The following is a 12,837-nucleotide window of genomic DNA, read 5'->3' as shown; positions in this document are numbered from 1 at the left end:
CTGAGCCCCAGCGCGCGATCAGCGAGCTCGTCGTGCACCCGCTGGGCGGCATTCGTCTCTAGATGCCCACCGTTACGGGCACCGGCGGCGCTCGGTCTCCGCCTGCAACAGAAACAGCCGGTCCAGGTACGTGGTGAGAAACCGCGTAGGCGTAGGAGAGGGTGCCATTGCCGAACACTGGGGTGGCTTGGCCCCGCTCCCCCTAGGTTCTGTCTCGCGGATCTCCGCCGTCGGGCACTGCGTGGCAGTCCAACGCATGAACTAGGCCGATCGTGGCCCGATCTCCGCGGGTCCACTGCGTCGTTCTTGCATGGGCGAAGGCGGCCGACGGCTGGCGGTCGGCACCGGCGCCGTGCGCATCGTCGTAGAGCACGCCAGCAGCGGGCATAGCGACCAGGAGTCGGCCAAGAGCGACTCGGCGGGAGTACTCAGAGGGCTTGAGTGGGACGGCGCAAGCGGAGGGCGGTAGCCAAGGCGGCTACGACGGCGACGGCGAGGAGGTGGAGGAAAACGGAGCGCCACTCAGTGCTGTGGCCGATGCTCCAACCAACGGCGGTCAGCGCGCTGACGGTCACAAGGCCACCTGCGGCGATCGCCGCGTCGCGGCGCAGCCAGCCGGTCGCAGCCAGGGCGATGCCCCACGGCAGGCCGAACAGCAGCGTGAACGTACCGAGCATAGTGATCGGGGACAATCCGCCAAGCATCGCGACCGGCAGGCCGACCACGACTACCACACCGGCTGCGAAGGCGACCCAGCGCTGAGTTCCAGTGGTTTGCACGGCCCAAACACCGTTGCGGCGCATCGCGGTCAGGCAGAACACTGCGGCCAACGCGCCCGCGACGGCGAGGACGGCTGCCAGCGACATCAGCAGGGGAAGCATGCCGTAGCCGGTGCCGACCATGCCGGAGAAGGGGCGCCAATGCTTCACCGCCCAGATGCCGGTAGCGCTGAGCTGTCCGGCGGCGAACAGGCCCGCTGTCGCTGCGACGCCGGTAGCGACCGGTCCGCCCCGTCTCAGCATGAGTCCGCCTGCGGCCAGCAGCGCTAGCAGCACCCAGCGGCCCGCGCCGTAGGGGGTGGCGACGCCGTCGAAGATACGGAAGCCACCGGGCACGGCCAGCACGACGGCGCTCGCCGCGGCGGCGACCAGCACCACCGTTCCCGCCCGCCGGTGCCCCGAAAGCGCGGTGTCTATGGTTGGTGACGTACTGAAGATGGCGGCCCCCGTCGACGTCGTGCGGTTGTCTGATGGTGTCCGGTCAAGACGGCGTTCGCAAGGCGCGCGCCAATCGGCTAAGCCTCGTCGGCAAACAGGCCGGGCGAGGCCCGGCCGATCAAACGCGGCCCAGGCTTTCTGTCTCGCGACCATGTCCGTCGGGTACGGCGCGTAGCCAGTTCAGGGCCTCGATGAGGTCGAGGGTGGCCTGGTAGTGGCTGGCCAGCTTGCCGAAGCGGGTGGCCAGGCCGCGCCAGTGCTTGCGCCGGTTGAATCCGCGTTCTACCTGGTTGCGTTTGCGGTAGGCGACGCGGTCGAAGTTCGGTGGTCTACCGCCGGCGCGGGCCGGCACCCTCCTCAATGAGGGGACAGACACCAAGAGTCTCTACAAGATCGAGGGCGGGTCAGGGTTAGACGCCCCGGGGACGGTCGGTTGCGGGCCGTGGTGGTGGCCGTTGGCCCGTTGCAGTTTGGCCGGCGGCCAGTATCGGCGCACGGTGCGCTCGGATCTGCCGATCCGCTCGGCGATCTGCGCGGGATGCATCGACGGATCCTGCTGATACCAGTACGCCACGGCGGCCGGAGTGGCCGCAACGACCTGGGCGGCGCTGTCCTGGTCCGCGGGGATCGTCGCTGCGGTCCTCCCATGGCCGGTCGGCGTCCTTCCGGCGCGGCCGCCCGCTGCACGGGACTCCTCGGAACCGCCAGGGACGTCCTCGCGGTCGGGCCGGGGTGGGCGGTCTGGTGACCCGGCGCTTTGTGTGCTCGCGGCCTGTCCTCGCGGTGAAGCCGGAGTAGACACGGCGTCCGGCGACGCGAAGGTGGTCATTGGTTTGGTCTCGGTGACCGTTTCGGTGAGGCAGGGCGTTCGCCGCCTGGTGGTCCGGTCGGCGCCGGTCCTCGGGGCAGGGTGTCCTGGCCGGTCCTGAGGGGCAGTTGGCTGCTGCGGAGACGTGGGCTGGCCGGTGCCGGCGCGGATCCTTCCGGTGATCTCCACGAGGCTGATGCTGGCCACGACGACAAGGCCGTCCACGGAGATCGGCAGCAGATAAGAGGCACCGGCGTCGATCTCGCCGTAGCGGGCGGCGACACCGACCATGTGCCAGTAGCTGACCCAGCCGGCGATGCCGGCGATCGCGGCGGTCGCCAGCAGCCGCAGAGCGGCCAGGGACCTACGGTGGCTGGGCACCCTGGAGATCAATTCCACAGTGAGCAGCAGCGCCAGCGGCGGCCAGGCGGCGATCAGCTGACTGATGAGGTTCGGTCGGGCGTGCAGCACGTTCGCCGCGATCGACGCGGCGACGCCGAGGGTGAGCACGGCACGCACCGCCCACCGCAGCGGCCGTAGACCGGCCAGCTGCTCCCGGCTGGCCGCGTTCGGACGGTCACGGTGCGAGGACGGCGAGGTGGAAATACTGGTCATGCAGTCACTCCGTCCTCGTCGCGGGAGTGGCGCTGCGCCGGCGGTCGGGGGCGGCGGCGCTGCTGGGCGGCGATGAGCTCGTTGGCGAGGGCGAGGGTGTCTTCGTGGGGTTCGGCGTCGATCTCTGCAAGAGCCCGTGTCAGTGCTCGGCGCAGGGATCGGATCGCGTCTGTCTGGCCGAGGGCGGCGCGGGCGCGCATGGCGTGCTGGTAGAGCTCCTCGGTGTAAGGGCTGTGGCGGATCGCCTCGTCGAGCACTGTCAGCTGGTGGGCGGGATGGTCGGCGAGGGCGTCGGCGAGCGCGAGGTAGGTGTCGAGGGCTTGCTGCCGTACGGCCTCGCGGTAGGGCTCGATCCATTCGTAGTCGACGCCGTCGGCGAGGTGCCCGCGGTAGGTGTCGACGGCGCGCCGTAACGCGGCGATCCGCGCTTGCGGGTCGGTGGCGCGTTCGGCGTCGCGGATCGCCGCGCGCATCCGCCACAGGTCGACGTCGACGAGGGCGGGATTGAGCGTGTAGCGGTTCTGGGGGTGGGTGAGGTAGTCGCCTGGGCCGCCCGTGTGCCGCATAACGGCGCGGAGGTTCGACACGTAGGTGTACAGCCGGCCCGGTGCCTTACTGGTCGGGGCGTCGGGCAACAGGTCATCCAGAATGGCGTCCACGGTCGCTTCCCCGTCGTGGACCGCCAGGTACACGAGCACCTCGAGGGCCTTTGCGCGCAGCGGCGGATGGGACGCAGCGGCGGTGATGCTGGGCGGGCCGAGCACCGATACCTGCACGCGACGGGGCTGCTGCTCGCGATTCACGGCGGGCGGCACGGTTTCCGGCCCGGCGGAGAGTGCGGTGTCGTGACCACCGGCGCTGGCAACGGCGATCGGACGGGGCCGGGTGTCGACGATGCCGGTCAACTCGTCCGATGCGCGGGGATGTGCGGTGGCCGGGTTGCTGCCGGTGGCCTCGACAGGGGTGGGTGACGTGCTGGCAGTCGTCAGGGTGGGCCTCGCGGCCGGTCCCGGTGTCTCGGCCGGGGCGCTGCGGCCGGCCTCGGTCGAGTTCGCGGTGGCCAGTCGCCGGTCGTCTGACTGCGGCGCGGCGTCAATGGGGGCCGGTGGTTGGCCGGTGTGTGACTCGGCGAGGACGCCGAGCAGGGCGAGGGTGTCGGCCGAGGTGAGCACGGCCAGACGCTCCACTGGGACGGGATGATCGCTCTGGTCGGCAGGGCCGTCGGTGAGGGCTGTGGTGCCGTCAGCGGCGACGGCGACGGTGTCTCCGTCGGGCCAGGCGCCGAGCAGCACCCCGTGGATGTCCAGGCGTGTGCCTTGGGTGAGTAGCGCGGCGATGCGGGTGTTCTGCCGGGCTGCGGTGGCGTGGGTCAGCAGCAGAACAGGCGGCAGCGGCTCCCCCGCGGGATCGATCGTCCGTAGGTCGGCCACCGTGTCAGCGTCGCGGGTGTCGACGAGGCGGCTGCGATGGAGGATCTGCGCTTCGAGGAGGTCGAGGGCCTCCTCGGCGGTGGTGGTGACCGTCAGGCGTGGGCTGTGGGGCAGGGTCGTGGTGTCCGTGTCGAGGAGGGTCGTCGCGGTTGTCGCTGGCATCACCACCTGGGTGCGTTCGTGTGGGGCGTCGAGGCCGCCGGCGGCGAGCGCGGCGGTCAGGAAGCCGCGGGCAGCGGCGTCAGCGCCGGGGCCGGTGAGCCCGAGGCCTGCGGACGGCCAAGTCTCGGCCAGCGGGTGCGCCAAGGACGGCACCGCCGGACGCGGCACAGGTGTCGAGTCACCGGCGGTGTGGTCTTCACCGTCGCGGGCGGCCGAGTCTGGTCCGGTGTTGCCGTCTTCGAGGCCTGGGGACGAGTGGAGGTCGTGCCGTTGGTGGCCAGTGGCGGGGGGTGTGGCGGTGCGTAGTGCGGCGGCGCGCAGACGGCGGCGGATCTGCATGACCACGGTCGGCATCGGGGTCATGTCGGGACCCTCGACGTGGGTAGCGGTCGAGGGCGGGCGCGGGGTGTAGCGGCGATGCCGGTGCGCCCACACCAGCGCGGCGGTTGCGGCGATCGCCGCAGCCAGGCCGATGTCCACCCAGCTGCCGCCCGGCACGTCGATGCCTGGAGACCCGTGACGTGTAGGCAGCGGATTCCGTGTCGGCGGCTGCGAGGCGCTGCCGGGCCGTGGAGTCACACGGGCGGTGCCCGGCGCGCTCGCGGTGACCTCGGGGCCTGCCGGGGGTGGTTCGATCGTGGGTGCTGTCGGGCCTGCCGTGGTGGTGGTCGTGGGTGTCGGTGCTCCGGCCGAGGAGTCAGGTTTCGTGGGCGGCGCCGGGGCGTCCGGGCGTCCGGGTTCGGTGCGGGGCTGCTGATCGTGGCCGCGCGGCGGAGTCTGGTCGCTCCTGTGTGTGGCGTCGGCCGGTAGGCGGAGAACCCAGCCCGGGTAGATGAGGTCGGGGTTGCGCAGGGTGCCGCCGACGTGGGGGAAGCGGGCGCCCCGGTTGAGGGCGAAGATTTCCGGCCATCGGTCGGGGTCGCCGAGGGTTCGGGCGGCGATCTCGCACAGGCTGTCGCCGCGGCGCACGGTGTAGGTGGGTGGCGGCGCGGCCGGCTGGTGGCTTGCAGCGAGGTGGTGGGAGGCGGGTGAGGCGGTCGCTTGTCCGGCCGCGGCTGGTTCATCGGACGTGGTGGTCGCGGGGGTGGCGTGTGCGCCCGCGCCGGTAGCAGCGGTGACGGCGGTCGCGCCGAGCAGCGCCGCGGTGAGGCCCTGGACCGGACCGGGAAGGCGTAGGGCGGGTGCCGGGCGCAGCCGACGGGCCAGCGCCGCGTACACAGAATTTAGGACGGCTGTGGCCAGCAGCAGCCAGAGCGTCACTGCTGCGGCTACGACGAGAACGGTGACGGCACCGCTGTTCATCGGGTCGGCTATCCACTGCCGCATGGTGGCCGGCGCCGGCAGGTTCGGAGTCCAGCCGCTCTGCATCACCACGATGACCGCGATGGCGGCGGTGGACAGGACGCCGGTTATCACTGCGGCGGTCCGTACTCCTGGCGATGTCACCTGCCCTCCTCCTGTCGTCGTCCACACCCAGCAGGGCTGCTGATGGGGGCGATGCCGTGACGCTATGTCCCCAGCCCAGTCCTGCGTCCAGGTCGGCCGCTGACTGCACCTCACGGCGCCTCACACGACCTCACAGCGGCAGGTCAACGAGGGACGCGGCCCATCAGCTGCAGCGCCGGTGCCCGGCTCGGCGACCTTGTCAGGCGCTGCGCATTGGGCCCGGCCTGGACCGCATCCACCCCCTCGATGGTGGCCCGTGGCGCCAGGGCCTCGACCGCTTCGATGAACGGACCGGCGCCGTGGTCTGCCCGCAGTCACCGACCGGCGACTGAACGTGCTGGTCGCGCTCTTCCGGCGCGGGCCGTCAGCTCGGACGCAACCACCGTGCTGTCCGCCGCGCTGCGCTACCTCGCCGAACGCGAGACCGACACCCCGCCGGTGCTCTCCGACGTCCTGCGCGTCATCCGCAACGCCCCGCCACCAGTCCGCGCGGCCGTCCTCTGGCAGGAGGAACAGGACCTGCGCCGCTTCCGGGAAGAGGCCAACGGGCTGTGCCGCACCCTGCTGGGGCTGCTGCACGGCTCGCTCGGCGACACCTTCGAGGGGCAGACCACCACCGCGATCCGCCTCAACGCCCCGGCCGTGTGCGTGGACATCTCCAGCATCGACGACACCGATGAGCTGTGCACCGCCGCGACCCTGCTGTCCACCTGGTCCTTCGGCTTCGTCCAGGTCGAGGCCGCGCACCTGATGGCCGACCTCGGCCTGGCGCCATCGAGGACGCTTCTTCACCGTCCTCGATGAACTTTGGCGGGCACCGCGCGTCGGGAACGGCCTGGTACTGCAACGGCAACAGGCGGCGGCCGAAGGGTTGAATCGTGAACATCTACATGTTTCGATGTAATAGCTCATTGCTATTGCTTGCAATCACGAGGGGAGCACTCTATGCATGTGCGCACGGGTCTGAGAGTTTTGGCGGTCTCCGCCTTAGCCGCTGCTTCCTGCGCTGCCGCAACGTCGCCCGCGACTGCAGCACCGAGGACGGCGAGCACGGCGAACGTCGTGACGTCACCGGACGTGCTGGTCAAACCGACAAGCATCCCGATCGGGCGCCATGGTGTGACCGCGGCGAAGCCCCGCGCGGCCATGGCGAAGACATGCGTGAGCACGTCGGCGACTCGGTCCGTGTGCGTGGCGCCTGCTCAGCCGAGACAGCAGGCGGCCAGCGCTGCAACAGCGCTGGCGCCGGTGCCGTTCCCGTCGTGGTGTGCCGGCAGCGTCGATGACGGCCTCCCAGTCGCCGGCTCACGCACAGAGGCATGCCAGATCAACGCGCTGCTTCTCAGCACGGAGGAAACGGTTAACGGCACAGTCAAGATCACCGGTGAGCTGATCATGGACGTCTACGAGCTGACCTATAGCTCGGTAAGCCTGCCCAACTGGATTCACCAAATCGGCATATCGCCGTGGTCTGGGTGGGGGGACGCGCGCAACTCCACCATCACCGGCACACTATCGGCCGCAGGTGACTGCGTGCTCAACGGGTCGTCATCGTTCCCGTTGCAGTCGCTGGCACCGGCAAACAACACCAGCCGACTTGGAGAAGCCGGCGCGAAGACCACCGCCACCGCGGTTGGCGCGGTCGGCGAGTGTACGACAACGTGGAATCTGCGCCTGCAGCCCGTCGGCTACCCGCTCGTGACCGCATCGACGTCAATGGCGGAAATCATGTGCGACAACGCCACCGGAGCCAACGGATCCCGGCCTGCGCGGGTCGGCTGCGTCGTACCGTGGTACCCGGCACAGGTGCTTTACAGCCAGAGTCGCTACCCGAGCCTGGCTTCGCATGTCTCGCGAGCCCAAGGCTCCGGACTGCCCGGCGCAACCATCACCAACCCGCTCAACCGCAACGTCGACACGGCCACGAACAACCTCAACCGCAGCCGCGCCTGCGGGGACGCACCCAGCCTCACAGGCAAGAGCTGCGACGAGTATCCGCTGGCCTCAACGTTCCAAGGACTGGCGTTCGGTGGTAGCCGGCGCACGTTCTCCGGCTGCAACATCAGCGCGCCGACCAACGTCACCGGACCGTCTGGTGCCAGCGCCTGCATGATCACGGCCAGTGAAAACAATGCCCAAGGCGGGTTAATGGCCGCGTTCTACTACGACTACCGCGTACTGCACAGCGACCCATTCCGCATCGGCATCAGCAGCTAACACCGGCACACCATCGGCAAGGGCACATCGTTGCGGGGGCCGGTTACTCGTGGCCCTCGCAACGATGTGCTGTCAGCCCGATAGGTGGGGCAGGATGATGCCATGAGGCATCCTGCGCGCGTTCATGTTCAGGACCACGGCTTCCTCGTGACCGACCGCGATGTTGACACCGTGTTCGGGACCATGGACTACAGCACGGGCCTAGCCGGAGTCATGGCCTCCGCCGCGCTGCTGTACGCCGGCATCGACCGCGGCCACGTCCTCGTCACCGCCGAACCATTCGACGAGCGTCCCGCGCTGGAGACCGGCACGCGCTGGAACGAACTCGACTCCTGGGAAGACGTCGCTGAGGTCAGCCTGTACGTGCCTAACGGGCACCTCACCGTCGAGGAACTTGAGCAACCACCAGAACACGAGCGGGTCAGTCTGCCAATGCTCAGCATCCAGGGCCCCGGGCACTACCGGCTGCGGATACACGCCAGCGGCCGGGACCGCCACTACGACCAGGTGCTCGACCAGTCAGATGAACGATTTCACCTCATCGCCTGGCCCGAACCTCCGGCTCCCCCACTGATCATCAAGGCCGGATCCCGGTGCGGCTACGGCCTGCGGCTAGCCCCCCTTCCACTCGCGCCTCCACCGCCTGAAGTCACGCAGGACGAAGACGCGGAGGCAAAACGCCAAGCCATGCAGTTGCGCAATCTGCTCGATGGCTGAACCGCCGTGGCGGTCTTGGCCCACGGCTTCCTCGATTTCCTCGCCGAGGGGTCTGTGGATGAGACAGAGCCCTTCGCGAGACAGGCCCTCGCCGAGGGCTTCAAGGATTTGGTTGCCGCCACCGAGGATTCGTTCGACGTCGCCGTGCCGCGACCGGAGGACCTACCCGGCTAACGAGCAGTGATCATGGGTTGGTCGAGGATGCCAGCGAGGCGCAGGCGTTGCCGGTGGGTGTGGAGAAGGTCGGCGGCTGCGGCGGAGTCGCCGAGGGCGTTCAGTTGGTCGGCGGCGAGCTGGTGGAGCTGTTGGTTGTAGGGGTCGATGCGGATCGCCGCTTGGAGCAGCCGTAGGCGCTCGTGCGGGTCGGTTTGTGCTGCTGCGGCGGTGGTGTGGGCGTCGAGGGCCAGGCGGCGTGTGGCTTCACGGGGTGGGTCGATCCATGGCCAGGTGTGACCGGCGGCGAGATCGCCGGTGTAGGCGTCGATCACGGCCTGCCAGCTGCCGGGTGCGTCTGTGGTGGCGCTGTGGTGGGCGGCGGCCTGCAGTCGCCACAGGTCCACGTCGGCGCGTGGGTCGAGGTGGTAGCGGCCCTCGGTGTGGACAACCATGGGGTCGGCGGTGGTGGCGCGGATGGTCGAGCGGAGGTCGCTGAGGGTGGTGTAGAGGCGGCCGGTGACAGTGTGGGCGGGTAGGCCGGGCCAGAGGGCTTGTACGAGTTGCGTGGTGGTGGCGCCGTCGGGGTGCACGGCGAGGAAGACGAGGATTTGCAGGGCGGCGCTGCGGCGGATGGTGACCTCGTTGCTGTCGATGTGCAGCGCCGGACGGCCGAGCACCCGCAGCCGGATAGCGGTTGCTGTGGTCTCGGTGGGCTGCCGCGGTGTGGGCGGTGTGACTCGGCTGGATTGGCGGGGAATCTTTGCCTGTGCGCGGTCGACCGGCCGGGCTGGTACGGAGGCGGCGGGGTCGAGTACTTCGGTGGCGGGCTGGGCCAGGACGGCGAGCAGGTCCGCCGCGGCGGTGCCGTCGAGGACACACATCCGTGGCCGTGGTTGCCCGGTCTGGTGATCGACGGTGTGGCCGTGGCGGTCGACGCGCCAGGTGGGTAGTGGTGCTCCGGCGTCGAGGGTGACGACACGGGCGCCCGGGAGGTCCGGTGGTGCCGCCGTCGCGGGTCCGGCGGTCATCACGAGGCTGGGTATACGGCGGTCGGCTGTGGACGACGTGCGGGATGCAGGTAGCAGGACGGCGGCATGTTCGAGGGTGTCGATGACGTGCAGGCCCGGGATGGTGGCGACGGTCTCGGCGACGCTGGGCAGGAGCCTGGTGAGGGTATTGCTGGTGATGATCACCGGGGTCGTGTCGGTGGGGTCGCGCAGCGCGGTGAGGAGTCTGGTGACGAGCAAGCCTCGGGCGGCGTGGTCGGCGCCGTCACCGGCGAGACGAATGCCGGCTGGGGGCAGCGGCGCCTGCATTGCGCCGGTGGTGGCTGTTGGCGGCGGTGGTTGGTCGGCGATGACTGCTTGGACGGCGGTGATGGTGGCGGGTAGGGGTGTCAGCTGGGTGGCGTTGGTGTCGGGTTGGCCGGGTTGGTGGGCGCGACGGCGGCGTAGCCATACCAGGGCGGCTGCGGCGGCGATGTGGTGGGCGGTGTCGTCGGGTAGCCAGCCGCCGGGCACGACCACCCCACCGCGCTCGGTCTGGGGCGTATCGGAGGGGTGCTGCAGTTCATCGGCGGTGACTGGTGTCGGTGGGTTCGGCGGATGGGTGGTGGGGGTGTGGGCGGTGGTGAGGGCGGCGGCGCCGGCGATGCTGGTGGCGGCGGCCTGCCATGGGGTGGGTAGCGGCAGGTGGCGTACCCATCGGGCGCCGGCGCGCAGTCGGCGGGCGGCCGTCACGGTGACGGTGTAGGTCATGCCGAGCCACAGCAGCCAGGCCACGGCGATGAGCCCTGTGGTGAGGGTTGCCGGGGTCAGCGGGTCGGTCAGCCAGTCGCGTAGTTGCGTGCTGGTCGGCCAGCCGGGCAGGTGCGCTCGGGTGAGGGTGGTCAGCAGCCACGGTGGTATCGCCAGGACGGCCAGCACGACGGTAGCGCCTGCGAGTCGCCGGGCCCCGTTCACCGCGGCTCCTCCCCCACGTGCGTTGGGCGGTATCCGGTTGGTGGGGTCATTGCGGCGGCCGGTGGGGGTGGTGGGGGCGTAGGAGGTGGGTCCACATCTGGCGTAGCCACCAGGTGGTCACGGCGATGGCGTAGATGGCGCCGAGGATGCCGGAGGCGGGCCAGGAGACCAGGGCGGCGGTGATGACGGCGAGGGGTGCGCTGAGGATCAGGCGCAGGATCGGCTGGGACACGACGGCCATGACGGTGCCGATGCCCAGGAGCAGGCCTCCGGCTCGGCCGGCGAGGTCGATCCAGAGGATCAGGTGGGGCCACCGGTCGGCGGTCAGGCTGTATTGGATGAGCAGCATGCCGGCGGCGGCGGTGATCACGGAGCTGGTGGGGAAGGCGAGCAGTTTCGACCATCCGCCCGCGGGGGTGCGCCATTGCCGGGTGGCGATGAGGGCCATGACGGCGGCGGCGGTGATGGTCGGGGTGATGGGTAGCAGTGTCCAGCGCAGGAAGCTGTTGACGGGGTAGCCGACGTAGAGGCTTCCGACGACGGCGTACATGCCGCTGACGGCGACGCCGAGGGAGGCTGCGGCGAGGATGCCGGTGCCGGTGTGTGTGCCGGGGCTGGTCGGGGTGGTGGTGCGGTTGGCGATGGTGGAGGCGAGGACGGTGCCGGCGCTGAGGCAGGCGATGACGGCGAAGACGGCGGCCATTGTCAGCTCGCCCCAGTTGAGGATCGCTTCGCGGTACATGAGGGAGCCGCGCCACTGGGGTGTGAGCAGGAACTGGGAGACCAGGGCGAGGGATGCGAAGCCGGGTAGGGCGATCGCGGCGGCGCGCCGTACCGGCGGTATCGGCTCGTCGGTCGTGGTGGGGTCGGTGGTGGTGTTGGTGGTGCCTGCGTCGGCGGCGCCTCGGGCTGCGGCCAGGGTGGGCTGGTCGACGAGGGTGGGGGTGATGCCGGCGTCGGTGAGGGTCTGTGCCAGTAGGGGTAGGCGGGCGGTGCCGCCGACGCAGTAGACGCCGGTGAGGTCGCGGGGTGTGAGTTCCGCGGCGGTGATCGCTTCGGTGGTGAGGTGGGCGATGCGGTGCAGGACGGGCTGGGCGGCTTGGTCGAGCAGGCCGGTGTGGAGCACCACGGCCGGCCCGTCGGGTAGTGGCACGGTGACGGCCGGGTGGTCGGTCAGGGCGTGTTTGCCGGCGCGGAGGCTGGCCGTCATGGCCCATCGTTGCCCGCCGGTGGCGGGTGGGTTGGTGGTGAGTGTGGTGGTGAGGGCGTCGTCGATGGCGGTGCCGCCGGCGCTGGGGTCGGCGAGGGTGGCGAGGACTTCGAAGCCTGCGGGGCCGCGGCGCAGGACGCTGACTTCGGCGGTGGCGCCGACGTCGCAGACGGCGATGTAGGCGCCGACGGGCAGCTGCAGGCCGGTGGCGAGCAGGTGCCCGGCGACGGCGGTCGGCGCGTCGATCAACTGTGGTGGTGGGAGGCCGGCGCGGTGCGCGGCGTGGCGCATCCAGGTGCGTCGTCGCGGGCCCCAGCCTGCCGGGACGACGAGCCGTACGTCGTCGATGCCGGGTCCGGTGATCTGGTGGGCTTGCTCGGCGACGTGGCGCAGGGTCGCGGCGACCAGGTCGAGCGGGTCGACGTCGGTGTCGGCGACGGTGAGGCGCTGTTCGGAGGGTTGGCGGGGGTGCGGGATGAACCGGTGCGGTGTGGCCGGCGCGGCCCGCCAGGCGTGGTGGCCGGTCACGGTGGTGCCGTCCTCGCTGAGGAGGACGGCGCTGGGCAGGGCGGGTTCGCCGTCGAAGAGCAGCGGCGTCCAGGTGCCGTCCGGCCATGCCAGTACGGCGGTGGTGTCGGCGCTGCCGTAGTCGATCGCCAGCCGCGTCTGCCCCGATCGCATGGATGTCAGTCAAACATGAGGATCTCATTCACGTCATCCCTGAATCACTCACCGCAACCGGCCGCGGTGCCCAGCAGGGCCACAACAGCGAACGCCGGGACCGACGATCGGCCCTGGTTCCTCTGGGTCGCACGTGGCCACTTGACCTGCAGCGGCATCGTCAACGGCATGCCGCACTATCGATCATTCGTCGGGAGGACGACATGCGTGACTCCAC

General features: G+C 70.3%; 9 protein-coding genes. 3 read left to right on the top strand and 6 right to left on the bottom strand.

Annotated features, from left to right (window positions below; genetic code table 11):
• Positions 1-428: 428 nt before the first annotated feature.
• From MicB006_RS23730 to MicB006_RS31865, 4 genes are all read right to left on the bottom strand, one after another.
• Entirely contained in the window at positions 429-1,157 is a 729-nt protein-coding gene (locus MicB006_RS23730) for a hypothetical protein (protein ID WP_152037873.1), read from the bottom strand.
• A gap of 178 nt (positions 1,158-1,335) precedes the next feature.
• Positions 1,336-1,569, bottom strand: coding sequence for a transposase (locus tag MicB006_RS23725; RefSeq protein ID WP_161565941.1), 234 nt, complete (start codon positions 1,567-1,569; stop codon positions 1,336-1,338).
• 33 nt (positions 1,570-1,602) lie between these two features.
• Positions 1,603-2,640, bottom strand: coding sequence for a DUF2637 domain-containing protein (locus tag MicB006_RS23720; protein ID WP_116509004.1), 1,038 nt, complete (start codon positions 2,638-2,640; stop codon positions 1,603-1,605).
• Complete coding sequence (locus MicB006_RS31865; protein ID WP_161565940.1) at positions 2,637-5,648, bottom strand: BTAD domain-containing putative transcriptional regulator; 3,012 nt, start codon at positions 5,646-5,648, stop codon at positions 2,637-2,639. The genes MicB006_RS23720 and MicB006_RS31865 overlap by 4 nt, the downstream gene beginning before the upstream one ends.
• A 414-nt stretch (positions 5,649-6,062) precedes the next feature.
• Here MicB006_RS31865 and MicB006_RS23705 point away from each other — a divergent pair, with 414 nt between their 5' ends.
• The 3 genes from MicB006_RS23705 (at position 6,063) to MicB006_RS23695 (ending at position 8,612) form a co-directional block, all read left to right on the top strand.
• Positions 6,063-6,482, top strand: coding sequence for a hypothetical protein (locus MicB006_RS23705; RefSeq protein ID WP_225980466.1), 420 nt, complete (start codon positions 6,063-6,065; stop codon positions 6,480-6,482).
• 258 nt (positions 6,483-6,740) lie between these two features.
• Positions 6,741-7,895, top strand: coding sequence for a hypothetical protein (locus tag MicB006_RS23700; RefSeq protein ID WP_161565939.1), 1,155 nt, complete (start codon positions 6,741-6,743; stop codon positions 7,893-7,895).
• A 102-nt stretch (positions 7,896-7,997) separates the two neighbouring features.
• Entirely contained in the window at positions 7,998-8,612 is a 615-nt protein-coding gene (locus MicB006_RS23695; RefSeq protein ID WP_152037870.1) for a hypothetical protein, read from the top strand.
• Between the two features lie 170 nt (positions 8,613-8,782).
• Here the strand turns inward: MicB006_RS23695 and MicB006_RS23690 are convergent, their stop codons facing one another.
• Positions 8,783-10,729: a hypothetical protein gene (locus MicB006_RS23690; RefSeq protein ID WP_116508996.1), complete on the bottom strand. Its 1,947-nt coding sequence runs from the start codon at positions 10,727-10,729 to the stop codon at positions 8,783-8,785.
• A 46-nt stretch (positions 10,730-10,775) separates the two neighbouring features.
• Positions 10,776-12,620 carry an Hsp70 family protein gene (locus MicB006_RS32625; RefSeq protein WP_116508994.1) on the bottom strand — a complete coding sequence of 615 codons (1,845 nt, stop codon included), beginning with the start codon at positions 12,618-12,620 and terminating at the stop codon, positions 10,776-10,778.
• Positions 12,621-12,837 lie beyond the last annotated feature (217 nt).

The sequence above is a fragment of the Micromonospora sp. B006 genome, assembly GCF_003408515.1.
GTDB classification, from domain to species: domain Bacteria; phylum Actinomycetota; class Actinomycetes; order Mycobacteriales; family Micromonosporaceae; genus Micromonospora; species Micromonospora echinospora_A.
This window is presented reverse-complemented; position numbering and strand designations above follow the sequence as displayed.

What these genes read in the sequence shown, in the direction of transcription:
- MicB006_RS32625 (WP_116508994.1), bottom strand. Translation starts at nt 12,620, where the DNA reads ATGCGATCGGGGCAGACGCGGCTGGCGATCGACTACGGCAGCGCCGAC.
- MicB006_RS23720 (WP_116509004.1), bottom strand. Translation starts at nt 2,640, where the DNA reads ATGACCAGTATTTCCACCTCGCCGTCCTCGCACCGTGACCGTCCGAAC.
- MicB006_RS23695 (WP_152037870.1), top strand. Translation starts at nt 7,998, where the DNA reads ATGAGGCATCCTGCGCGCGTTCATGTTCAGGACCACGGCTTCCTCGTG.